The sequence below is a fragment of the Acidovorax sp. genome (assembly GCF_046291265.1).
Taxonomy (GTDB): Bacteria; Pseudomonadota; Gammaproteobacteria; order Burkholderiales; family Burkholderiaceae_C; genus Acidovorax.
On record NZ_JBKBTV010000014.1, the window covers coordinates 17,075 to 39,733 of the forward strand.

General features: G+C 64.2%; 22 protein-coding genes. 9 read left to right on the forward strand and 13 right to left on the reverse strand.

Going from position 1 to position 22,659, the window contains the following annotated elements; all coding sequences use genetic code 11:
* Window positions 1–110 precede the first annotated feature (110 nt).
* Window positions 111–1,907 carry an acetolactate synthase 3 catalytic subunit gene (locus tag ACK41V_RS07650; RefSeq protein WP_409780116.1) on the reverse strand — a complete coding sequence of 599 codons (1,797 nt, stop codon included), beginning with the start codon at window positions 1,905–1,907 and terminating at the stop codon, window positions 111–113.
* 292 nt (window positions 1,908–2,199) lie between these two features.
* Between ACK41V_RS07650 and ACK41V_RS07655 the strand changes: the two genes are divergently transcribed.
* Genes ACK41V_RS07655 through ACK41V_RS07680 form a run of 6 tightly spaced genes read left to right on the forward strand, consistent with a single transcriptional unit; the run spans window position 2,200 to window position 5,763 of the window.
* On the forward strand, window positions 2,200–2,769 hold the full coding sequence (locus ACK41V_RS07655; RefSeq protein WP_409780119.1) for an RNA polymerase sigma factor: 570 nt from the start codon (window positions 2,200–2,202) through the stop codon (window positions 2,767–2,769).
* Window positions 2,766–3,215: a DUF3619 family protein gene (locus ACK41V_RS07660; protein WP_409780121.1), complete on the forward strand. Its 450-nt coding sequence runs from the start codon at window positions 2,766–2,768 to the stop codon at window positions 3,213–3,215. The genes ACK41V_RS07655 and ACK41V_RS07660 overlap by 4 nt, the downstream gene beginning before the upstream one ends.
* Window positions 3,216–3,235: 20 nt before the next feature.
* A complete protein-coding gene (locus tag ACK41V_RS07665; protein WP_409780124.1) occupies window positions 3,236–4,126 on the forward strand; it encodes a DUF3106 domain-containing protein in 891 nt (296 codons plus the stop codon).
* A gap of 38 nt (window positions 4,127–4,164) precedes the next feature.
* A complete protein-coding gene (locus tag ACK41V_RS07670; protein WP_409780126.1) occupies window positions 4,165–4,710 on the forward strand; it encodes an RDD family protein in 546 nt (181 codons plus the stop codon).
* A gap of 56 nt (window positions 4,711–4,766) precedes the next feature.
* The gene (locus ACK41V_RS07675; RefSeq protein WP_409780129.1) at window positions 4,767–5,177 is read left to right on the forward strand and encodes a diacylglycerol kinase; all 411 of its coding nucleotides are present in this window, start codon (window positions 4,767–4,769) and stop codon (window positions 5,175–5,177) included.
* On the forward strand, window positions 5,170–5,763 hold the full coding sequence (locus tag ACK41V_RS07680; RefSeq protein WP_409780132.1) for a TIGR00730 family Rossman fold protein: 594 nt from the start codon (window positions 5,170–5,172) through the stop codon (window positions 5,761–5,763). Before ACK41V_RS07675 ends, ACK41V_RS07680 begins: the two co-directional genes overlap by 8 nt.
* A gap of 186 nt (window positions 5,764–5,949) precedes the next feature.
* On the opposite strand, the gene ACK41V_RS07685 is transcribed toward ACK41V_RS07680, so the two are convergent.
* Both ACK41V_RS07685 and ACK41V_RS07690 read right to left on the reverse strand, forming a co-directional pair.
* Entirely contained in the window at window positions 5,950–6,288 is a 339-nt protein-coding gene (locus ACK41V_RS07685; protein WP_056638495.1) for a P-II family nitrogen regulator, read from the reverse strand.
* 55 nt (window positions 6,289–6,343) lie between these two features.
* Window positions 6,344–8,002, reverse strand: a complete 1,659-nt coding sequence (locus ACK41V_RS07690) for an NAD+ synthase (protein WP_409780136.1) — start codon at window positions 8,000–8,002, stop codon at window positions 6,344–6,346.
* Between the two features lie 80 nt (window positions 8,003–8,082).
* Between ACK41V_RS07690 and ACK41V_RS07695 the strand changes: the two genes are divergently transcribed.
* Window positions 8,083–9,456 carry a GNAT family N-acetyltransferase gene (locus ACK41V_RS07695; RefSeq protein ID WP_409780139.1) on the forward strand — a complete coding sequence of 458 codons (1,374 nt, stop codon included), beginning with the start codon at window positions 8,083–8,085 and terminating at the stop codon, window positions 9,454–9,456.
* A gap of 198 nt (window positions 9,457–9,654) precedes the next feature.
* Here ACK41V_RS07695 and ACK41V_RS07700 read toward each other — a convergent pair whose 3' ends face one another.
* The 3 genes from ACK41V_RS07700 to ACK41V_RS07710 all read right to left on the reverse strand — a co-directional run bounded on the left by ACK41V_RS07700 (window position 9,655) and on the right by ACK41V_RS07710 (window position 12,524).
* Window positions 9,655–10,665 carry a Bug family tripartite tricarboxylate transporter substrate binding protein gene (locus tag ACK41V_RS07700; RefSeq protein WP_409780142.1) on the reverse strand — a complete coding sequence of 337 codons (1,011 nt, stop codon included), beginning with the start codon at window positions 10,663–10,665 and terminating at the stop codon, window positions 9,655–9,657.
* 95 nt (window positions 10,666–10,760) lie between these two features.
* Window positions 10,761–11,135 (reverse strand): hypothetical protein, encoded by a 375-nt coding sequence (locus ACK41V_RS07705; protein WP_409780145.1) that lies wholly within the window; start codon window positions 11,133–11,135, stop codon window positions 10,761–10,763.
* A 21-nt stretch (window positions 11,136–11,156) separates the two neighbouring features.
* A complete protein-coding gene (locus tag ACK41V_RS07710; RefSeq protein WP_409780148.1) occupies window positions 11,157–12,524 on the reverse strand; it encodes an acyclic terpene utilization AtuA family protein in 1,368 nt (455 codons plus the stop codon).
* A gap of 130 nt (window positions 12,525–12,654) precedes the next feature.
* Here ACK41V_RS07710 and ACK41V_RS07715 point away from each other — a divergent pair, with 130 nt between their 5' ends.
* Window positions 12,655–13,548, forward strand: a complete 894-nt coding sequence (locus ACK41V_RS07715; RefSeq protein ID WP_409780151.1) for a LysR family transcriptional regulator — start codon at window positions 12,655–12,657, stop codon at window positions 13,546–13,548.
* Between the two features lie 87 nt (window positions 13,549–13,635).
* Here the strand turns inward: ACK41V_RS07715 and ACK41V_RS07720 are convergent, their stop codons facing one another.
* Entirely contained in the window at window positions 13,636–14,028 is a 393-nt protein-coding gene (locus ACK41V_RS07720; protein WP_409780154.1) for a VOC family protein, read from the reverse strand.
* 77 nt (window positions 14,029–14,105) lie between these two features.
* The gene (locus ACK41V_RS07725) at window positions 14,106–14,648 is read right to left on the reverse strand and encodes a 2'-5' RNA ligase family protein (protein ID WP_409780157.1); all 543 of its coding nucleotides are present in this window, start codon (window positions 14,646–14,648) and stop codon (window positions 14,106–14,108) included.
* Window positions 14,649–14,771: 123 nt separating this feature from the next.
* On the opposite strand from ACK41V_RS07725, the gene ACK41V_RS07730 reads away from it, so the two are divergent.
* Window positions 14,772–15,779, forward strand: a complete 1,008-nt coding sequence (locus ACK41V_RS07730; protein WP_409780160.1) for an NAD(P)-dependent alcohol dehydrogenase — start codon at window positions 14,772–14,774, stop codon at window positions 15,777–15,779.
* A 67-nt stretch (window positions 15,780–15,846) separates the two neighbouring features.
* Here the strand turns inward: ACK41V_RS07730 and ACK41V_RS07735 are convergent, their stop codons facing one another.
* The 5 genes from ACK41V_RS07735 to ACK41V_RS07755 form a co-directional block, all read right to left on the reverse strand.
* The gene (locus ACK41V_RS07735) at window positions 15,847–18,069 is read right to left on the reverse strand and encodes an ATP-binding protein (protein WP_409780163.1); all 2,223 of its coding nucleotides are present in this window, start codon (window positions 18,067–18,069) and stop codon (window positions 15,847–15,849) included.
* Window positions 18,054–19,274 carry a hypothetical protein gene (locus ACK41V_RS07740; RefSeq protein WP_409780166.1) on the reverse strand — a complete coding sequence of 407 codons (1,221 nt, stop codon included), beginning with the start codon at window positions 19,272–19,274 and terminating at the stop codon, window positions 18,054–18,056. Before ACK41V_RS07740 ends, ACK41V_RS07735 begins: the two co-directional genes overlap by 16 nt.
* Window positions 19,275–19,468: 194 nt before the next feature.
* Window positions 19,469–19,936, reverse strand: coding sequence for a hypothetical protein (locus tag ACK41V_RS07745; protein ID WP_409780169.1), 468 nt, complete (start codon window positions 19,934–19,936; stop codon window positions 19,469–19,471).
* The gene (locus ACK41V_RS07750; RefSeq protein ID WP_409780172.1) at window positions 19,930–20,817 is read right to left on the reverse strand and encodes a hypothetical protein; all 888 of its coding nucleotides are present in this window, start codon (window positions 20,815–20,817) and stop codon (window positions 19,930–19,932) included. Before ACK41V_RS07750 ends, ACK41V_RS07745 begins: the two co-directional genes overlap by 7 nt.
* Window positions 20,818–20,939: 122 nt before the next feature.
* Window positions 20,940–22,508 (reverse strand): EAL domain-containing protein, encoded by a 1,569-nt coding sequence (locus ACK41V_RS07755; protein ID WP_409780174.1) that lies wholly within the window; start codon window positions 22,506–22,508, stop codon window positions 20,940–20,942.
* Window positions 22,509–22,659 lie beyond the last annotated feature (151 nt).

Below are 22,659 nucleotides of genomic sequence, written 5' to 3' on the forward strand. Positions count from 1 at the left end.
ACGGTAATACACGGGCTTGGCAGGCAATAGATTCGTCAAAAAAAGTGATTGCTATGCATTAGATAGCTAGTAGCGCTTATTGGATAAGCGCTGGAGGCCGATTTTGCTTATTAAAGGTCTTCCGACCCCAACAACATTTCGGTGATGCCCTTGCCCGCCTGCACCATCGGGAACACGTTCTCGGTGGGGTCGGTGCGGAAGTCCATGAACACCGTGCGGTCCTTGAGCTTGCGCGCTTCGCGCAGCGCAGGCTCCACGTCCTTCGGGTGCTCGATCAACATGCCGACGTGGCCATAAGCCTCGGCCAACTTCACGAAGTTGGGCAGCGCATCCATGTAGCTGTGGCTGTAGCGGCCTTCGTACTCAACCTCTTGCCACTGCCGCACCATGCCCAGGTAACGGTTGTTCAGCGAGCAGATCTTGATCGGCGTGTTGTACTGCAGGCAGGTGGACAGTTCCTGAATGTTCATCTGCACCGAGCCTTCGCCCGTGATACAGAACACTTCAGATTCGGGCTTGGCCAGCTTGATGCCCATCGCGTAGGGAATGCCCACACCCATGGTTCCCAGGCCACCAGAGTTGATCCAGCGGCGCGGCTCGTCAAACCTGTAATACTGCGCAGCCCACATCTGGTGCTGGCCCACGTCAGATGTGATGTAAGTGTCGACGTCCTTGGTCATGTTCCACAGCGTTTCCACCACGTACTGCGGCTTGATGACATCGGTACTGCCCATGCTGTACTTCAGACAATCGCGGCTGCGCCAGCCTTCGATGGTGTCCCACCACGCGGCGAGCGCACCGGCATCGGGGCGGGTGCTGCTCTCGCGGATCATGGAGATCAGCTCAGTCAGCACATCTTTCACATCACCAACAATCGGGATATCGACCTTCACGCGCTTGGAGATGCTCGACGGATCGATGTCTACGTGGATGATCTTGCGGTCGTTCTGCGCAAAGTGCTTGGGATTGCCGATCACGCGGTCGTCAAAGCGCGCGCCCACAGCCAGCAGCACGTCGCAGTTCTGCATCGCGTTGTTGGCTTCGATGGTGCCGTGCATGCCCAGCATGCCCAGAAACTTGCGATCCGACGCTGGATAGGCGCCCAGGCCCATCAGCGTATTGGTGACGGGGTAGCCCAACATGTCCACCAGGGTACGCAGTTCATTGGTGGCGTTGCCCAGCAGCACGCCGCCACCGGTGTAGATATAGGGACGCTTGGCCACCAGCAGCAACTGGAGCGCCTTGCGGATCTGTCCGCCATGCCCCTTGCGCACCGGGTTGTACGAGCGCATTTCCACACTTTGTGGATAGCCGCTGTACGGCACCTTCTTGAAGGACACGTCCTTGGGCACATCCACCACCACGGGGCCAGGGCGGCCTGAGCGTGCGATGTGGAAGGCCTTCTTCATCGTCATGGCCAAATCACGCGGATCCTTGACGAGGAAGTTGTGCTTGACGATGGGGCGGGTGATGCCGACCGTGTCGCATTCCTGAAATGCGTCCAGTCCAATGGCGGCCGTAGGCACCTGGCCGGAGATGATCACCATCGGGATGCTGTCCATGTAGGCCGTGGCAATACCGGTGACAGCATTGGTGAGGCCGGGGCCGGACGTGACCAGCGCCACGCCGACTTCGCCGGTAGCACGGGCATAACCGTCGGCAGCATGCACAGCGGCCTGCTCGTGGCGCACCAGCACATGCTGGATGGTGTCTTGTTTGTAGAGCGCGTCGTAGATGTAGAGAACCGCACCGCCGGGATAGCCCCAGATGTACTGAACGTTCTCAGCCTGAAGCGACTTGATGAGGATCTCGGAACCCATAAGGTCCTGAGCACCGGAAACGGGGGAGATATTGTTGCCCTGCGAAGCAGCGGCAGCTGAGGAGAGCTCAGCTTTGGAGATTTCCATGATCGATCAACCTTTGTGAATTTCTCTGACGAAAAACCTTGGGTGCTCCTTGCACGCGCTCTTGTGAAGCCAGCTCGGAACTTGAGGCCAAGGACATAAGCGAGATGATTGCCCGCCGGACCGTGACCCGTTTGCCTTTTGAATTGCAGCGGCGATTATCGCACTGCAACACAACCAAAACCCAAGAGCCCTAAAAAATTCACCGCTGGATGCGATAATCTATGGCTTCACAGTGCCACATAGCCACATTTTTGGTGCCTAGCGGCGCCGATCCCTCCCGGGCTGACCCGTCTTGGCAACCGAACAAGAACTCTCCGATTTCCTCAAAAGTGTAGAAAAGCGCGCCTTCAAGCGCTCGGTCTATCACGTTCGCAACGAGGAAGCGGCGCTCGACATTGTTCAAGACAGCATGCTCAAGCTGGCAGAACACTACGGTGACAAACCGGCCAACGAGCTGCCCATGCTGTACCAGCGCATCCTGTCTAACTGCACGTTGGACTGGTTTCGCCGCCAAAAAACACGCAATGCACTGTTTTCGAGCATGAGCGACTTTGAAGGCCCCGGTGAAGATGGCATGGATTTTGATCTACTGGAAGCGTATTCAGGCCCAGAGAATGGGGAACGCGCAGAAAGCGCCGAAGATCTGACCCGCCGGGCACAGATCTTTCATGGGATTGAGGCCGAGATCGCCGAGTTGCCCCCACGTCAACGGGAAGCGTTCCTGATGCGTTATTGGGAAGAAATGGATGTAGCAGAAACGGCAGCGGCCATGGGCTGCTCCGAGGGAAGCGTCAAAACGCACTGTTTTCGTGCCATACAAAGCCTCAGCAAGGCACTGAAGGCCAAAGGAATCGAGCCATGAACACTGTACAGACCCCATCCGCACAAGCAGAAGCTGCAGCAGAGCGCTTTGCGCTGCGCGTCGCAACGCGTTTGTCCAGCGGTACGAGCGAATTGCCCTATGACATTTCAGAACGGCTTCGCGCCTCGCGCATGCAGGCGCTTGCCAAACGCAAGAAGCTGACAGCACCCGCACGCATTGCGGCTCCGGTCATCGTCAATGGGGGGGGCAGCGCCACCCTGGGGCGTGGCAGTAAAGGCGGGGGCTGGTGGAGGGCACTGGTTTCGGCGGTTCCGTTGATGGCTTTGGTCGTTGGCCTTGTGGTGATCAACATTGCCCAGGACGAAGACAGCGCCAATGACCTCGCCGAGGTGGATGCCGCCCTGCTGACCGATGACCTGCCGCCAGCCGCCTACGCAGATCCAGGCTTTGTACAATTTCTCAAGACTTCCGCCCAGTCGAACTGATCAGACTGACACCGGACTGCATGCACCCACGTCCCACTGACGCCCGCCCCCACCTGCCAGCCTTTGTGCTGGCTTTGGCGCTTCTGGGCGCGTTCGCCGTGGTGGGTGGCGTGGTTTGGATGCAGATGCGCATGGCGCCAGGCACGTTGCTACCTGTGGGCGCCGAGGCGGCCATCGCAGCGCCCAACAACGTGCGCCCCCCCGCTGCAAGTGGCACTGCAGCAACACCCCTGGTCGAGACGGGCCCTGGCTGGCAGACGCTGACAACCCCACAGAAACTCGCCCTGTACCCGTTGGCAGAGCGCTGGGCGCTCATCAGCGAGGCGCAAAAGCGCCGCTGGCTATCGCTGGCCACCAACTTTTCTGCTTTGCCACCCGAAGAGCAGACCAAGTTTCATGACCGCATGACGGACTGGGCCAGCCTGAGTGCCCAGCAGCGCAACCAGGCGCGACTGAACTACGCCGTCACCAACCGATTGGCTCGCGACGACAAGCGTGCCCAGTGGGAGGCCTACCAAGCGCTCTCCGACGAAGAAAAGCGGGCACTGGCCGCCAAGGCGGCCCCCAAACCCAAGGGCGCTGCTACGGCCCTGCGCCCGGTGTCTCCCAAAAAGCTGGCGCAGGTTCCAGCCGCGACACAGGCCAACCCCAACCGTCCGAACGCTCCCAAAATCCCGCCGGTCATTGACCAATCGCCCCGTGTGGCCGCGCCGGTCACCCCCGCGGCAGCAGCCAGCACGGCGTCACCCGCCCCACACGCTGAGCCCACCGTGGTGGAAACCGCTCCGGTTTCGGTCCCGGTGGCCGTACCGTCGGCACTCCCGCCGCTCAGTCCCAGCTCTTCGGATGCCCCGTCATCGGCAAACAGTCCACCCGTGACGCCTGACACCTCAGGCCTGTATCCTCAGTAGTTTTCTAGCCTGACACCGCTCTGCGCGGTTTTTCCGGAATGCCCGCTTCTCCCCCCGCTCGCGCGCCGCAGCTTGATACCCCCGGCGCCCCCCCTCACACTCTCGGCACGACTCCCAACCTGTGGCGCCGCATGGCCTGCTGGCTGTACGAAGGCATGTTGATGTTCGGGGTCGTCTTTATTGCTGGCTACCTCTTTGGCACCCTCAGCCAAACCCGCAATGCGATGGACAACCGCCATGCACTGCAAGCTTTCCTGTTTGTCATCTTCGGCATCTACTTCACCTGGTTCTGGGCCAAGGGCCAGACCCTGGCACAAAAGACCTGGCATATCCGCGTGGTAGACAAAGCGGGGCAACCCATCACCCAGCCGCGAGCACTGCTGCGCTATGCGCTCAGCTGGGTGTGGTTCCTCCCGCCACTCGCCGCCTATTCGCTGGGCGTATCGGCGGTTGAAGTGCTGGTCCTGACATTTGGCTGGGTGGCCATCTGGGCCATCTTGAGTCGCTTTCATCCCGAGCGCCAGTTCTGGCACGACGCAATGGCGGGCACCCGATTGGTGCACTTTGAGCTTCCCAAAAAATAGGCATTGCTCCGCGGTCAGCGCCCGTGTCGGTGCGGAGCGTGCAAAACAACCATTCCATGTCCCCCTCCCCCTCTGAACCCACTTTGCCCGCCAACCCCCAAAAAGCGCGCACAGGTATCAACCGCGTCTGGCACGCGGCTGGCTATTCTGTAGAAGGCCTGCGCGCGGGCTGGAACGAGAAAGCCTTTCGCCAAGAGGCCATCGCCGCCATGGTGCTGATTCCTGCGTCGCTGTGGCTCGGGCAAAGCTGGGTAGAGGTCGCGCTGTTGGCAGGCTCGGTCGTGATCGTGATGATTGTCGAACTGCTCAACACCGGCATTGAAACCGCCATCGACCGCATCGGGCCCGAATGGCATGACCTGTCCAAACGCGCCAAGGACATGGGCAGCGCCGCGGTGCTGCTGGCGCTGCTTTTGTGCATGGGTACCTGGGCTGCGGCAATTTTTCAGAGGATTTCCCATGGCTGAACCCGCTTTTTCTGTGTGTGTGTACTGCGGCTCCCGTCCCGGTGAAGACGCCGCTTTTGCCCAGGCCGCAAAAACTGTCGGCCAATGGATCGGCGCCCACGGAGGCCAACTGGTCTACGGCGGCGGTCGCAGCGGGCTGATGGGCACCGTAGCCGAGGCCACGCGCCTGGCTGGCGGTCGCGTTGTGGGCGTGATTCCCCAGGCGCTGGTCGACAAGGAACTCGCCAACCGCCAATGCGACGAGCTGCACATCGTGCAAACCATGCATGAACGCAAGGCCCTCATGGCCGAACGCAGCGACGCCTTTTTGGCCTTGCCCGGCGGCATTGGCACGTTTGAAGAATTGTTTGAAGTGTGGACCTGGCGCCAGCTGGGCTACCACGACAAGCCGCTGGGCCTGCTCAACGTGGCCGGCTACTACGACGGCCTGCTGGGCTTTTTGCAGACCAGTGTGGCCAGCGGCTTTATGGGGGAATGGCAGATGGGCCTGCTGCACGCAGACACAGATGCCGAAGCTATGCTGCGTACGCTGGTGCAAGACGCTGGACCAGATCAAGCGCCCATCCCGCTGCGCTCAGTGATCTAACGGCCCGCAAAACTGGCGCAGCGCAAGGCCAGTGCCACCGTGGAACTGGCTTTGCCAGGCCACTGGTGGCGTCCCCCTCAGGGGCTGAGGGCCGCGGCTCCAAGCCTGCCTGCGCAGGCTTGGACGAGCCCGAAGAGACGCCGCCTCTGGCGGCGGCACCGAGGCGCGCAGCGACTCAGGGGGAGCTCACACCGCCGCGTCGTCCAGATCGCCCGTGCGAATGCGCACCGTGCGCTCCACCGCGGTCACAAAAATCTTGCCGTCACCAATCTTGCCGGTGCGCGCCACGTTCACGATGGCGTCCACGCAGCGGTCCACGTCCTCGGTTTTCACGACGACCTCGACCTTCACCTTGGGCAGAAAGTCCACCACGTACTCGGCGCCACGGTACAGCTCGGTGTGGCCCTTCTGGCGGCCAAAACCCTTTACCTCGGTCACGGTGAGGCCGGTCACGCCACATTCGGCCAGGGCTTCGCGGACTTCTTCGAGCTTGAAGGGCTTGATGACGGCGGTGATCATTTTCATGGCGTGTCTCCTGGAGGATGTAAAAAATGGGGGCTGAAGGCGCAGCGCCGAAGCGTCAGGCCCTGAATTTGCTGGTGATAGGGTAACGCCAGTCCTTGCCGAAGCTGCGGCGCGTCACCCTTATCCCTACCGGCGCCTGGCGGCGTTTGTACTCGTTGAGCTTGATGAGCCGCGTCACGCGCTCCACATCGGCGCGCGCAAAGCCGCTGGCGATGATGGACTCGATGGGCTCGTCGTTCTCCATGTAGCGCGCCACGATGGCGTCCAGCACCTCGTAGGGCGGCAGACTGTCCTGGTCCTTCTGATCGGGCCGCAGCTCGGCGCTGGGCGGGCGCGTGATGATGCGCTCGGGGATGGGGCTCACGCCCGTGCCATACGGGTCGTTCACATTGCGCCAGCGGGCCAGGTCGAACACGCGGGTTTTGGCCACGTCCTTGATCACCGCAAAACCACCCGCCATGTCGCCATACAGCGTGCAGTAGCCGGTGGACATCTCGCTCTTGTTGCCCGTGGTGAGCACGATGGAGCCGAACTTGTTGGACAGCGCCATCAGCAGCGTGCCCCGGATGCGTGCCTGCAGGTTTTCTTCGGTCGTGTCTTCCGCCAGACCCGCAAAATCGCTGGCCAGCGCGGCCTTGAAGGCCTCGAACTGCGGCTTGATGGAGATCTCGTCATAGCGCACGCCCATGCGCGTGGCCATGTCGCGCGCGTCGATCCAGCTGATGTCAGCCGTGTAGGGCGACGGCATCATCACCGTACGCACCTTGTTTGCCCCCAGCGCATCCACCGCAACCGCCAGCACCAGGGCCGAATCAATGCCACCCGACAGCCCGAGCAGCGCGCCTGGGAAACCGTTCTTGCCCACGTAGTCGCGCACGCCCAGCACCAGGGCGTCCCACAGGTCGGCCTCCAGGCTTTTCTCTGGGGCTATGTCTGCTTCAATTTTGATAGCTGCTTGCGCTTGATGGACCTGCGCAAACACCAGTTTTTCCTCAAATCCCGGCCCGCGGCAGGCCACCGAGCCATCGGCGTTCAGCGCGAACGAGCGGCCTTCAAATACGACTTCATCTTGGCCGCCGACCAAGTGCGCGTACACCAGCGGCAAACCCGTCTCGGCCACACGCTCGCGCATGGTCTGCTCGCGCTCGGCACTTTTACCCAAATGGAACGGCGATGCGTTGATGACCGCCAGCAGTTGTGCACCCGCCGCTGCGGCATCGCGTGCGGGGGCGGCAAACCAGGCGTCCTCGCACACCAGCACGCCGACTTTCACGCCTTCCACTTCGAAGATGCAAGGCTTGTCGCCCGCCACAAAGTAGCGGCGCTCGTCAAACACCTGGTAATTGGGCAGCTCGCGCTTGGCATAGGTCTGCTCGATCTGCCCGTCGCGCAGCACGCTGGCGGCGTTGAAGCAGGCGCTGAATGCAGGCGCATCGGGCGCCACGGCCTGCGGATGGCCCAGCACGATGGCCAAGCCTTTCAACCCCGCAGTCTCGCGGGCCACGGTTTTCACGGCATCATCACAGGCCGCAATGAAGGCGGGGCGCAGGAACAGGTCTTCGGCCGCATAACCGCAGATGGCCAGCTCAGGCGTCAGCAGCAAACGGGCGCCCTGGGCATAGGCCTCACGGGCAGCCGCAATGATCTTTTGAGCGTTGGCGGGCATATCGCCCACCACAAAGTTGAGCTGCGCAGTGCAAATGGAGAGCGTCATGGAACTGGAATCGGCCCCTGCGGCCAGGTTGAATACCGCCAATATTGGCCCGCAGCTTGCGAAGCAAAACCGGGGTGTGCATGGCTGAAGCTGCCATTATCGCCCGCGTAGTTGCCACTGCGATGGATGTGGATGCCACCGCCTGGAACACCCTGCTGGCGGCGCAAAGCCACCCCACCCCGTTCATGCGCCACGAATATCTGGCCGCGCTGGAGGAGAGCGACAGCGCCACCCCACGCACCGGCTGGGCGCCCCGGTTCATGACGCTGTGGAAAGGCGAGGAACTGATTGCCGCCTGCCCGCTGTACCTCAAGAACCACTCCTACGGTGAGTACGTGTTTGACTGGGCCTGGGCCAGCGCCTACGAACAGCACGGCGTGCCCTACTACCCCAAGGCCGTGGTCGCCGTGCCCTTCACCCCCGTGCCTGGCACCCGCCTCATGGCGCGTGACGATGCGGCGCGCGCCTTGCTGGTGCAGGCGGTGTGCCAATGGTGCGAAGACGAAAACGTGTCATCAGTGCACATCCTGTTTGCCAGCGACGACGACGTGCTGACCAGCGCACAGCAAGACCTGATGCTGCGGCACACCGTGCAATTCCACTGGAAGAACGTGGCCCCCACGCTCCCCGCTGCGCGTGGTTCGCTGCCCCATGCCGGGGAAGGGGCTCCGACTTCACCAGCGCGTGGGGCCCTCACCGCCTTGGGGCGGCCCGGCGGCGGCGAGAACGTGCCCCCCGAGCTGCCCGCTTCGTCTGCGGCGCTTATCCCTGAGGAGTCCTCGCCTGTCGGCGGAGAGAGTCAACCCTTCACAGATTTCGACCACTTCCTCGCCAGCCTCGCCCAAGACAAGCGCAAGAAGATCCGCCAGGAGCGCCGCCGCGTGGCCGATGCCGGGGTCACGTTCCGCTGGTCGCGCGGCGCAGACATCATCGCGGCGGACTGGGATTTTTTCTACCGCTGCTACGAACGCACCTACCTCGAACACGGCAACCCGCCCTACCTCACGCGGGACTTCTTCGCCCGCATGGCGGCCCACATGCCCGAGGCGTGGCTGCTGTTTGTGGCCGAACGCGACGGCCAGCCGATTGCTAGTAGTTTGATAGCTATCAGCGCTTTACCATCAAGCGCTAGTGGCCAAAAAGACCAAAATTTCGTAGCCTACGGCCGTTATTGGGGCGCGCTGGAGCGCGTGGACTGCCTGCACTTTGAGGCCTGCTACTACCAGCCCCTGCAGTGGTGCATCGACCATGGTGTACAGCGCTTTGAAGGCGGCGCCCAGGGCGAGCACAAAATGGCCCGCGCCTTGCTGCCGGTGCAAGCCACCAGCGCCCACTGGCTGGCCCACCCGGCATTTGCCGAGGCGGTAGAGCGGTTTCTGCAGCGCGAAGGTTCGGGGGTGGAAAGCTACCTGAGCGAGCTGCAGGCGCGCAGCCCGTTCAAGGCGACCACCTGAACGCTGCAGCCGCTCGGGGTGGTTGCGCTCCGCCAAACCGAAGCGGCGTTGTGCAACCACAGGCCCAACCCCGGGCCATCCCATCACCCACGGCCGGGCGATGTTGGCAAAACAGGTTAGCTGGCTGTTCCCAATCTCGAAAAATAAAACGAAGGAGCGTACGCCGCCGTGCCGGTCAGCGTGCGCCAGGCGAGCGGCTTACTCCGCCTCAATCCCCGCCGCCTTGATCACCTTGCCCCACTTCGTCGTTTCGGCGGCCTGAAACTTGGCCAGTTCGTCGGGCGTGGTGCTCCAGGCTTCGGAGCCCGCGTTGTCAAAGAAGCTCGTGGCCGCCGCGCTTTTGGTGGCGGCGGTCAGAAGCTCGTTCAGGCGCGCAACCACGGCGGCGGGCGTGTTGGCGGGCACATAGGCGGCAAACCAGTAGCCCATGTCATAGCCCTTCACCCCGGCCTCGTCCAGCGTGGGCACGTCGGGCAACTGCGCGCTGCGCTTTTGGGTGGAGTAGCCCAGGGCACGCAGCTTGCCCGCCTTGACCTGCGGCACGCCGGTGGAGGTGTCGGTGATCATCAAATCGATCTGCCCGCCCAGCAGGTCGGTGATGGCCAGCGGGTTGCTTTTGTAGGGCACGTGCAGGATGTCCACGCCCGCCAGTTGCTTGAGCATTTCACCTGCCATGCGGCTGGATGAACTGCCGCTGCCAAAGCTGAGCTTGCCGGGGTTCTTCTTGGCAAAGGCCAGCAGCTCGCTCACGTTCTTGTACGGTGCATTGGCGTTGACCACCATCACCTGCCCGCCCTTACCCAAGCCGGTGACGGGCGCGAAATCTTTGACCGGGTCGTACGAAAGCTTCTTGTACAGATGCTCGTTGGCGGCGTGCGTGGTGTTGGTGGTGATGAGCACGCTGTAGCCATCGGCCGCGGCCTTGGACACGGCGGAGGCCGCGATCATGCCGCTGGCACCGGCCTTGTTGTCGATGACCACGGGCTGCTTGGTGTCGTTGGTGATGGACTGGCCCAGCGCGCGGGCCAGTTGGTCGGTGGCGCTGCCTGCGGCAAAGGGCACCACAAAGGTGATGGCCTTGGCCGGGTAAGTAGGCGCCTGGGCCAAAGCGGCAGGGGCGTACAAAGCGCCGAGTGCCAGCAGGGCTGCGGCGGCCAGGGTGTGGCGACGGGTGCGGTGAATCGTCGAATGGGAAGGCGTGTGGTTCATGTTGTCTCCTGGTTTAGTTAGGTTAGATATGGGGAAAGGGAAATCGGTGGTGCTGCGCGCAGGGCCCTCAAAACCACCGCGTGCCTTGGCCGGGGCTACATCGGCGGTCCCGCCAGATGCAGTGCCAGCGCGGCGGGCACCTGGATTGGCAGGTCCAGCAGCAGGTAGCTCAGCGCCTTGCCGTGGCTGTCGAGGTTGAGGGAATCGTTCACGCCGCCGTCGAGCACATCGTCCAGCACGATGTTCATGGCCTGCAGCTGGGGCAGCAGGTAGCGCGTGACCTGGCGCGGCTGGCGCAGCGCGAACTGGCGTGTCACGGCGGCTTCGGTGACTTGGTCGACCAGCACATTCCACAGCGCGGGGTGCCAGGCGATGACGCTGATATTGGAGCGGTTGCCTTTGTCGCCCGTGCGGCTGTGGGCCAGGCGATAGAGCGGAACAGTGATCGTTGAAGCGGTGGCGGAAGTCATGGTGCGTCGTTCCTTCATCGATCAATCAACCATCTCGAAATGCACCGCGACGGCCTCGCGCGGCACCAGGCACGACACGGTGCCCAGGCGCGGGCGCATGGCGGTGCGCACGCCGCCGCCGCCTGCGGGGCCGCAGGTGTAGAGCGCGGTCACCTCGCGCACCAGGCGTTGGGCGCTGGCGTGGTCGCGGTGCTGCAGGGCCACGCGCAGGCGCACGTCCCGGGCATCGCCGCTGTCGCTTGTGGACGCATCGAGCCAACGGCTGGTGTCGTCGCCCAACACGCTGGTCACGCCGATCAGGTCGATGCGCAGCGGGCCAAGACCTTGCAGGCGCTCGCGCAGTACCTCGCCCGCCAGTCGGGCGCGGGCCTCGGCGCGCGGGCCGGCGTAGGAGATTTCGCCCTCGGCGAACCAGCCGGATTCAAAACACACGTTGACTTTGAGCGTGGGCGGCTGCGCGTGGCCCAACACACCTTCCAGCCGAACGGCGTCGGAGACGACAGCCCATACCTGGGCCTCGGTGATGTCCGCCACCACATCGGGCGTGAGGTACGCCGCTGGGTCGTGCAGTTCGTACAACAGTTGTTCCTTCACCGTGCGCTCGGTGATGCAGCCGCCGGTGCTAGCGGGCTTGGTGATGGTGCAGTGGCCGTCGGCATCAATCTCGGCAATCGGGTAGCCCAGCTGGGCCAGGCCCGGCACGTCCTTGTAGCCGGGGTCGGCAAAGTAGCCGCCCGTGACCTGTGCGCCGCATTCGAGCAAGTGCCCGGCCATGGTGGCGCGGGCGAGCCGGTCCCAGTCGTCCAGGGCCCAGCCGTAGTGGGCCAGCGCCGGGCCCAGCACCAAAGACGGGTCGGCCACGCGGCCGCAGACCACGATGTCGGCACCGGCGCGCAGCGCATCGGCAATGGCCTGCGCGCCAATGTAGGCGTTGGCACTGACGATGGGCTCGGTGGGCATGGCATCGCCCAAGGCATCCTGCAGCAGTGCGCGGTGGGCGGGGCCGCTCAGGTCGTCGCCCTGCAGCACGGCAATGCGGGGGCGGGGCAGGCCCAGCTCGGCCGCCAGCGCGTGGATGCGGCGTGCGGCGCCATGGGGGTTGGCCGCGCCAAAGTTGCTGACGATGCGCACGCCGTGTTCCAGACACTGCGCCAGCACGGGCTGCAGCAAGTCGACCAGCAGGGGTTCGTAGCCCGCATCGGGATCGGTGCGGCGAGCCAATTGCGCCAGAGCCAGCGTGCGCTCGGCCAGGGTCTCGAAGATGAGCACCGACGGCTGACCGCTGGCGATGAGCGCCTGCACCACGGGCAAGGCCGCGTCGGTGCGGTCGCCCGAAAAGCCGGCTGCGCAGCCGACCAGCAGGTTGTGGTGATGAGCGTGGTTCGCCATGTTTTCCTTGCAGACCGTTGTCTTTGTCTCAGGGGGCCACTTTAGGGAGACTGCGGTATTCTGTGAAATCGATTGTTACGATCAATCCATCTGAAATTCAAATGAATAGCCGCCGTCTGATGGCTCACCCATGAGTACCCACCACCTCTCCAGCCGCCAGCTGGACGCCTTCATCGCGCTGGCCGAGCAGCGCAGCTTTACCCGCGCCGCCGTGGTGTGCCACCTGTCGCAACCCGCGTTCAGCGCCCTCATCCGCGCGCTGGAGGGCGACCTGGGTCTGCGCCTGTTTGACCGCAGCACGCGCCATGTCGACCTGACGTCCGAGGGGCAGAATTTTTTGGAATCTGCCCGCCGCATCCGCAGCGAGATCACCAACGCACTGGCCGCCGTGCGCGACACAGCCACCTTGCAGCGCGGGCGCGTGGCCGTGGCGCTGCTGCCGTCACTGGCCGCAGGCTGGCTACCCGGCGTGCTGGCGCAGTACCGCGCGGCGCACCCGGGCATCGAGATCGACATTGCGGATGTGCTGTCAGAGCCCTGCATCGACCGCGTGTCCAGCGGTCATGCCGACTTTGCGCTGGCCGCCATCCGCGCCGACACGCCCGCCCTGCAGGCCGAGCCGTTTTGCAGCGACAACTTCTACCTGGTGTGCACCGCCGACCACCCGCTGGCGCGCCGCCGCAAAACCATCACCGCGCAGGACCTGGCCGCCTGGCCCTTCATCCACCTGGCGCGCACCAGCAGCGTGCGCCAGTACCTGGAGGCCGCTCTGCACCCACAGGCCATGCACACGCTGATGGAGGCGGAGCAACTGGCCACCGTGATGGGCATGGTGCGCGCGGGGCTGGGCATCAGCGTGGTGCCTGCGCTCACGCTGTTCCACTTCGAGCAACCGGGCCTGGTCACGCGGCCACTGTCGCTGCCCGGGCTAACGCGGCAGATCTACTTGGTGAGGCGCCGGGACGAGAGTTTGTCGGTGGCGGCGCAGGTGATGTATGCACTGGTGATGGCGCAACGGCCTTGAACCACGGGCAGCATTAACTACAAATTTGATAGCCATCAGCGCTTATTCAATAAGCGATAGAGGCCAATTTCTTTTGAAATCTATCGATCAAACTGCTGCAGCACGCGCATAGCTCACGGTCAGCATCTCCCACTGGTGCCCGTCGGGTTCGTTCCAGTAAACGATGCGGCCACCGTGGGCTGTGTCTACTTGGCTGTCCACCGGGCCGTGCACCGCGCTGCGGTACGGTATACCCGCCGCCTGGATGCGCGCGAGGATGGCGCTGAAAGCCTCATCGCTCACGCGAAAGCAGTAGTGGATGTGCGGAATGGGCTCGGGCCATTCGTCAAAGTCGATGGTGAAACCATCGTTCACGAACACGGGCGCAAACGGCCCGACGCCTGTTACGGACCAGAGCACGCCCAGCAACTCGGCCAGCAGCCGGGCGGCGGCCAGTTTGTCCCGGGCAGGCACCATGAGGTGATCAAGCTGAATGGACATTTTTCAACCTCCTGTGACGGTCCAAGACTGGTGGTCTTGGGACCCGGATGGCCGCAGTGTAGGAGCAGCACAAGGATTCAGCCCACCAGGTCAAACCGACCCAGGTGATCAAAACGGCCATCCGTCACCTGCCCGACCCACAGCGCGCCCACACGCCCCGGGATGGACACACCCACATGGTTGCGTTCGACGCACCACTGCCGCGCTTGCGGTGCGGATTCAAACGTGCCCACCGTGATGTGTGGTGTGTAAGGCAGATCAAGCCGCAGTTGGTCGGCCAGTGGGCCGGTGTACAGCGCATCGTGCAGCAGCGACAACGCGGCATACCCTTCGTCCGGCACCAGACACGCATGGGCGCGAGGGCTGTGGGCGTCGGCCCCCAGCATGGCGTAGCGACAGTGGAAGGCAATGGGCACAGTGCGCGCCGCAACCGCTGCGACGTGGGCCATATACGTGGACTCATCCACCGCGTTGCACGCAAACACCAGCGTGAAATGCGGGCGGACCAGCGCATGGCCCGCAGCGTCGTGGGCAGCGCGCCAGGCGTCCACGGCAAGCAGGTCTTGCGCGCCGCATTCGGGGTAGGCCACGGTGTAGAGGGTGGGGTTCAAGGAGGGCATGGCTCTACAGCGTACCGCGCGGTGACCCCGCCCAAGGTCGGGTTGCGCACAAGACACGCATCTGCCTACGCTCTGCGGTTGCGCTACCCGTCCGTCCGTCCCCCTCCAACCATCTGCCTCGCCATGCCTGCCATTCCATCTACCGCCCACATCCCCGCCACCATGCGCGCCTGGGTGTGCAACAACTACGGCGGTACCGATGTGCTGGCGCTGCAGATGCGCCCTTGCCCCATCCCTGGCCCGCACGATGTGCTGGTGCGGGTGTTGGCGGCCAGCGTGTCGTCGGCCGACGTGCGCATTCGCACGCAAAACCTGCCACGCGGCTTTGGGCTGATGGGGCGGCTGGCGTTTGGACTGGCGCGGCCGCGCCAGCCGGTGCTGGGCACCGATGTGGCCGGTGTGGTGGAGGCCGTGGGCCGCGACGTGCAGGGCTTTCAGCCGGGCGACGCTGTGCTGGGCGTGGCCGGAATGGCCATGGGCTGCCATGCCGAATACTGCGTGCTGCCCGCCAGCAGGCCCCTGGCCCACAAGCCAGCGCGGATGTCCTTTGCCGCAGCGGCCAGCTTGCCGTTTGGGGGCATGACAGCACTGCATTTTTTGAACAAGGCCCAGGTGCGGGCGGGCGAGAAGGTGCTGGTGATTGGTGCATCGGGCGCGGTGGGCAGCGCCATGGTGCAGCTGGCGCAGCACCGGGGGGCGTCGGTCACGGGGGTGTGCAGCACGGGCAACGTGGCGCTGGTGCGTTCATTGGGTGCACACGCCGTCATCGACTACACCGAGCAGGACTTCATCCAACTCGATCAACGCTGGGACGTGATTGCCGACACCGTAGGTGCCAGCAGCTTTGCGGCCTGCCTGCCGCGCCTGAACGAGCACGGCCGCTACCTGTCGGTGGCGGGCAACCTGATGGACGTGTTGGCCCGCCCCCGCGGCACACGCCGCAGCATCGGTGGCCCGGCGGCAGAGCGTGTGCGGGACCTGCAGTTGCTGATGGAGCTGACCCACGCGGGAGCGCTGCGGCCGGTGATTGACTGCACCTACCCCTTTTCCGAGTTGCCCGCTGCGCATGCCTATGTGGAGACGGGGCGCAAGCGCGGGGCGGTGGTGGTGGTGGTGGTGGCCATGCCTTAAAAGGCATGGAACACCAAATTTGATAGCTACAGGCCCTTATCCAATAAGCGCAAACGGCCTTTTTTTCTCATATTTTTATATCACTGCGCGCCAGCACCGCCAGTTCCTGGTGCAGCAGCAGCTCCACCTCGGTCGGCTCGAACTGGTCCTGCAGCAGCGGGATGGCAAAGCGGTAGTCGGCGTCCTGCTTGCGCAGTACATAGGCCAGCTGCAGGCGCGCCAGCGACTGGCGCAGGGCCTGGGCATCGCCGGTGATGCCGTGGCTTTGCAGAAGTTGGGCCAGGGCGACCAGACTGGTCTGCCCGACCTGGGCGGTGTGATAGACCACGATGCGGTCGAGGCGGCAGGCGGCTTCGTCGTGGCTCAGGCGCCCCCAGCCGGCCAGGGCGTCTTGCACGGCCTGCGAGGCCAGGGCTTGGGTGAGGTGGCGGGCTTCGATGACGCGTTCGCCGGGCGCCAGCGCTTCCAGACACTCCTGGCAGAGGATGGCCACCAGGTTGGCGCGTTGGCCGCTGGCGTCGATGAGGCGGTCCACCAGTTTTTCGTTGTCAAAGCCCAGGCGCAATTTGCGCAGCGGCTCGGTGGCCAGCTCGCGGCAGGCGGCGCGCTCCAGCCCGCCGATGGCCAGCACCTCGCCAAAGTTGCGCAAGGGGCTCTGGTAGTCGAGCACGGCCGTGGCATACAGGTCCCAGAAGCCCGCCAGCATGAACCAGCAGCGCCCCTCTTCGCTCAGCGCGCGCAGGGTGGACAGCTGTGCGTAGCCATTGTTCGACTCGTCGCGGAAGAACAGGTCGGCTTCGTCGATCAGCAGCACCAGGCGCTTGCCCTCGTACTGGGTCTGCAGGTGGTCCACGATGGCTTCCAGCGGCGTGTCGGCCGCCAGGCCAAACTGCAGCGCCATGCGCGGCGCCAGGCGGTGGTCGCGCAGCGAGACGTAGTGGCACACGGTGTGCGGATGGCCCTGCATGCGGCGCTGCACAGCCTTGAGCAGGCTGCTCTTGCCTAGTTGGCGACCACCCACGACTAGGTAGTTGGCGGGCTCGCGGTTGATGACGCGAGCCAGCAGTTGTGCGCGGCCAAAGAAGGCACCTTCGCGGGTGACGCCGCCGCGCGTCTGGTACGGCGAGATGCGGGTGATGCGCAGCTGCGCGGCCAGTTGGCGCAGCAGCACCTGCAGCGCTTCGCCGCCAATCAGCCATTCGGTCTGGCTGGCGCTGTCCACCATCACATGCAGGTTGGCGCGGTCGTCGGCATGGGCGCGCAGCAGCGGCCAGGGCGTGTCCACGCTGTGTTCGCTCAGGATCAGCAGCACATCGCTACCGGTCTGCGCGGCGCGCAGCTGGCGCAGCAAGGTGGCTTCGTCGATGCCGGGCGTGGGGATGAAAACCATGCAACGGTCCAGCGACACGGGCAGGTCGGGCGGAAATTGCCACTCGAAGACCTGGCCGGGCAACGCCCAGTCGGTGCTGGGTTGGCAGCGGGCCGACACGCGCTCGGCCAATGCGCGTGCCAGGGCCGGTGCATGGTCGGCGCCCGTGGCCTGCGCGCACAACACGGCGCGGCGCCAGTCCACCATGCGGATGTCGGCGGCCAGCAGGGTGGGCTCCAGCCGCCGCAACCAGCGCAGCAGCCGGTCGATCTGCGGCAAGCGCGACAGCGGGGTGCGGCGCAGGCGTGCGGGGCGCAGTTGCCCGGCGCCGATCAGGGGGTGGCGCACCACCCACACCACGGCGCCCAAGGCAAAGATCACGCCGCACCACAGGATGAGCGAGCGCAGCCAGGCAAACGGATCTGCATCGGCGGCATGGGTGGAGGGCTTGGCGGGCTCAAAGTCGTCGGTGCTGCCCTCCAGACAGTTGATGGGCAGGTAGCCGGGGGGAATGGGCGGGTTGCCGGGGCGGCACGTCCAGGTGTGGGTGCCGGGTTTCAGTTCCATCACCACCTGCGTGCCGGCCAGCTTGCCCAGCTCGGGGTTGTGGGCGATGTCGGCCTGCAGAACGTTGGGGCGCGGAGACGTTACGCGCAACTGCGGGTTGGCAATGCGCGGCGCGTATTGGTGGATGTCCTTGGGCCAGCCATCCAGCTCGTTGCGCGCCTCGATCATGGCAATGCGCCACTGCACCAGCTCGCCCCACACCGGGCCGACATTGACCGACGCCAGGAACCCACCGCGCGTGACCGGGTTGAGCTGGGGCGTGAAAAGCGCGCTGGCAACAAACAGCGTGACCACCGCAATCACCACCGCGCGCACCACGGCCGTAGACAGCAGGGGCTTCAGTCGGTCGAGCATGATTCCAGCACCATCAAACCCGCATCCCGAATGGTGGCGCATCGCCAGTGCAGCCGCGCCGCATCGCCCGCGCCGCGCACGTGGATGAGGTTGCCCCAGAACAGGCTGCGCAGTTCGTCGTCCTGCAGATAGGGGCGCGCACGGCCCAGGTCGTCGGCCTGCAGCAGTTGCAACAAGCGCGTGCGGGTGGCAGGCGCCTGGGCCAGCGGCAAAAAGGTCTGCCACAGGCGCGGGCTGCTGGCCAAGTGCGTGCGCAGTGCGCTGGACGGTGCGTGGCCATCGCCGACACCGTGGTCCACCAGCCACTGCAGCCCCTCTTCAAACAACGCGGGGTGGCCGCCGCTGAGTGCCTTCAACTCGGCCACCACCGACCCGGTCCAAGTGTGCTCGGGCCAGCGGTGGCGGGCCAGTTGCATGAGGTCGTCCAGCGACGGGTCGGGCCAATGGTTGACCTGCGCGATGTTGAGCAGCGAGAGGTCGCCGCTGCGGTATTTGAGGTCGGCCAGCGCCTCGCCGCCACACAGCAGGAGGTGCAGGCGGCCGCTGTGCATCTCGCTCAGGCTGCGCAAAATGCCCGCCAGGGTTTCGCGCAGCGCGGGCGTGCCTTGCTCAAAGCGGCTGACCAGGCAGAAGATGCGCTCGCCCGCCAGCAGGCGGCGCTCCAGCGCGGATTCAAATTCGTAGTCCGACGCTACCTCGCCCAGGCCACATTGGCGGCCGATGGCCGCAAAGTAGTCAGCCTGCGCGGTGCTCACGCTGTAAGGCGGCTGGATGTGCAGCACCGATGCCTCGCCGTACTGCGCACGCGCGCGCTGCAGCAGCTCTTGTCGAAACGGCGGCTGGCCCCAGTGCGCGGGCGACAGCAGCAGCGAGATGGGGTACGGCACGGCCTGCGCGAGCTGGGCGAACACCTTGTCCTGAAACGCGGCAAATGGCTGCGCGCCCACCGACTCGGCCTGCAGCGGGAACTCGGGCGCGAAGCCTGCGGCACTGAGCAGGCGGTTGGCCTCGCTCTCTGCCAGGCGCAGGTAGCGCGTGCAGGCCACCACGCGGTCGCGCGAGCGCGGGTTGGGCACCGACACGCCGTTGCGCCAGTTGTTCACCGCCTCGCGGCTCAGGCCGATTTCGGTGGCCACGCCCGAGGCGCTGGCGCGGATGCGGCGCATGTAGATCGACAGCAGATCGGCAAAGGAATCGGTGGCCATGAGGAAATGGGACGAGATAGGCAAGAGGCTGGCGGCAAGGGAAACGACCACGGGTCAGGAAAAAGAATGCGGCGGGTGGCTGGCACGGATTGTCATCTGTGCCGAAGCCACCCAGCCGCAAAAAGCGGTGGTTCGAACAGTCCGCGACCCCGAGACCCAAAGCACCATCCAGCGCCTCGGGGTTTCAGATCCTCCTAGATCAGCGGCTGAACCAGGGGCCACGCCTTGGCGCAGCCCAGTCCACACGCCACCAGTACCGGGCTGTACAGCACCAGAGCCCCTACCACCGACATCAACCAGCCGGGCTCTTCGTCGTCGCCTTCTTCAGCTGGTTTTGCTTCTCCTCCTTCCCCTCTTTTATCTACCTTGTCGTTTTGATCTCCCTCGCCGGAGTCGCCAGTCATCTCTTGCACCAGCATCACCACAACGATCACCAGCGATGCACCCAGCACCGCCAGGTAGGCGTACTGCAGCGCAAGCTGCTCCAGCGGGTAGAAGTAACCCGCCAGCACCCCGGCAGGCAGCAGGTAGAAAGCGTGCATCTGAAGCCGGTACCACGAGATGCCTTCGTCCTTCGTCTCGAGCGCGCCCATCACCATCCGGTGGGTCAGCGCCCCCACCACAAAAATCAGCCCGCCCCACCATTCGATTTGCGTCAGCATGTTGGGCTACCCCGGGCCATGACGGTGGCCGGGCTGCCGTCATCGTCATTGCTGCCGTCGTTGTTATCGTCGTCATCTCCCTTGAGGTCCTTGTATTCACTGAGCATGTAGTAAAGCGGCAGCACCACCGCCAACACCAGCCCCAAGCCCAGCCACAACCAGAAACCCTTGAACAGCAGCACGGTGACTACGGTAAATACAAACGCCTGCAGCAGCCCCTTGAGCCCGGCGCGCAGCAGCAGCACCGCGATCAGCCCTTTCACCGGTGATGTTCCACTTTTACCTATGGCCTTGGCGAAGTCGACGATGGCTTCGACTGCCTCTTGCGCCTCGCGCTTGCGCTCCGCCTCCTGCTTGCGCAGCTTGGTGATGGAAATCGGCTTGGCAGGGTCTTTGGAGCAGGCGTAGTCGGCATCCTCATCGCCCTCGTCGTCCTCGCTGCTCTCGCCTTTTTCACCACGCTGGGCTTTGGGCTCGACCACGGGTTGCCACTGCGGGTTTTTCTGAAAGAACGCCTGGCGGGACACCCATTGCCCCGAATCAAAATGCATGCGCTCGGTTTCGCCCACTTGGTCGTAGAACACTTCCAGCACCGCAGCTTGCAGACCATGGGCAAACAGCGCCTCCAGCGCGCGCAAAGGGAGGTCGTCGGTCGTGCCCGTGTCAAAACGCAGCGTCAGGCGGTTGGGCTCGGCAAACACCTCCTGGTTAAACCACTGGTCATCCCACAGCGCGTCCAGATCGGCGCCACCGAGTTTGTCGGCCCAGCGCTGGGCCTGCTCGGCATTGCCCGCCGCCAGGTACTGGTAGACCAATTGGCCCAGCTTGAGCTTGATCGGGTCTTCAAAGAAGAGCTGCAGGGTATGGGTGTTTTGGGACATGAGGGACAGGCTTGTAAGGAAGTGGCTTGATTGTTGCCATGGGCGGTGTTGTGCGCCCTCTCCGCCTTGTCCATCGCGGCAGCCGCAGCGGTTGACGTGGTGTCAACCGCTGGTCGCCACGGTCAGCTTTTCGCTGTGTCCAGTTCCTGCACCAACTGGCGTATGTCCATCGCCTTCGCATACAACCAGCCCTGCGCAAACTCCACCCCATGCTCGCGCAGGTAGGTGGCCTGCTCTTGCGTTTCCACACCTTCGGCAATCATCCGGAGCTGGAGCGACTTGGCCATTTCGATGATGTGGCCGATGACGTTGCGGGTCACGGCCTGCGTGCCAATGGTATTGACGAAACACTTGTCGATTTTGAGGCAGTCCAGTTCGAACTCCGTCAGGTAAGACAGGCTGGAGTAGCCCGTGCCGAAATCGTCAATCGACACCACGTGCCCTTGCGCTCGCAGCGCAGCGACCGTCTTGCGGGCTTGCCCCACGTCCAGGAAAACGCGCTCCGTTGCCTCGATGTGAAGACTGCGGGGGTGCACGCGCATCTGCGCGCATGCGCCGCGCAGTCGATCCGCCAGCGCCGGGTTGCTGAAATCCTGCGCTGACAGATTGATGGCGATATAGAAGTCCGGGCGTTCGCGCAGCAGTTGTGCAGCATCGCGCACCAGCAACTGCACCACGCGCTCGGTGATGCGCTCAATCAGGTGGCTGCGTTCGGCCTCGGGGATGAACACGTCGGGGCTGACCATCACGCCGTTGGCATTGCGCCAGCGCAGCAGCGCCTCGGCCCCGATCCAGCGGCCCGAGGCGAGATCGACAACGGGTTGATACGCCAGGAACAGCTCGTCGTTCTTGAGCGCGTCGCGCAGCGCCGTCGACAGCGTGCGCTGCAGCCGCACGAGTTGCGCCACCACCAGTGCCAGCACCAGACCCGCGCCAATACCCACAGGCACTAACACCAGCATGGCGCGCGCCCAGTCGTGGTCAATCTCGCTGCGCGGGATGGCCACATACGAGGCAAAGTCATACCGATCGGACCGATTCCAAGCCACGATGCGCGTGCCGTCAAAAAAGGTGGTTTCGTGGGTGCTGCCAATGTTCTCCTGCCAGCCCGGTTCAAACGCGCCGTGCTGAAACAGCGCCATTTGGCTGCGCACGCTCACGACGCCGTAGGTCAATCGACTGTCGGCCGGTGCAACGTCGAGCACGGCCCCCTCATGGACCAGTGCAGAGAAGCCTGTCTTGGGATCGGTGGAGATCACCAGCCGAGAGCCGGGAAGCAGAGGATGCTCAACCTGTGTGCGGACGTCATACCCGCCCCCGCCCCGGTAGGTCGGAGCGCCGACGGTGTAGGCATTGCGACCAAAGGACGAGCACACCATCTCCTGTTTGTCGACATAGCCCACATCGATGAGCAGGTGGGACTGGACCACGAGCTTTCGCATGAGGTCCAGGTTGGCATCGGAGCAGCGCTCGGCACCTTGCGCGGCGTTCAGCTCGCGCAGTGCCACTGCCAGCTGATCAGTGACGCGGTGCGCGCGGGAAAGAATTTCGCCAGCGAGCCGGTTCGCACGGTCCTTTTGCTGTTGCAGGCTGCGGTACTCGGCAAGCAAAACCGCCGCGATGATGGGCAGCAGGACGGCCAACAGGCCAACGCCGTACAAGATGGCAATCCGGGTCTTGATGCGCCGCATGAAACTCCTGTTGGTATTAAGGCATTGATCTTTGCGGCCTTCCCCGCGTACCGAATATGGCATGCCGCTGCAGTCCGGGCAATCCTGGGCACTACCAGTCAGGCAGTAAGGCGCAGACCTGCGCTGGCCAGACCTACCTGTTGGCGAACTT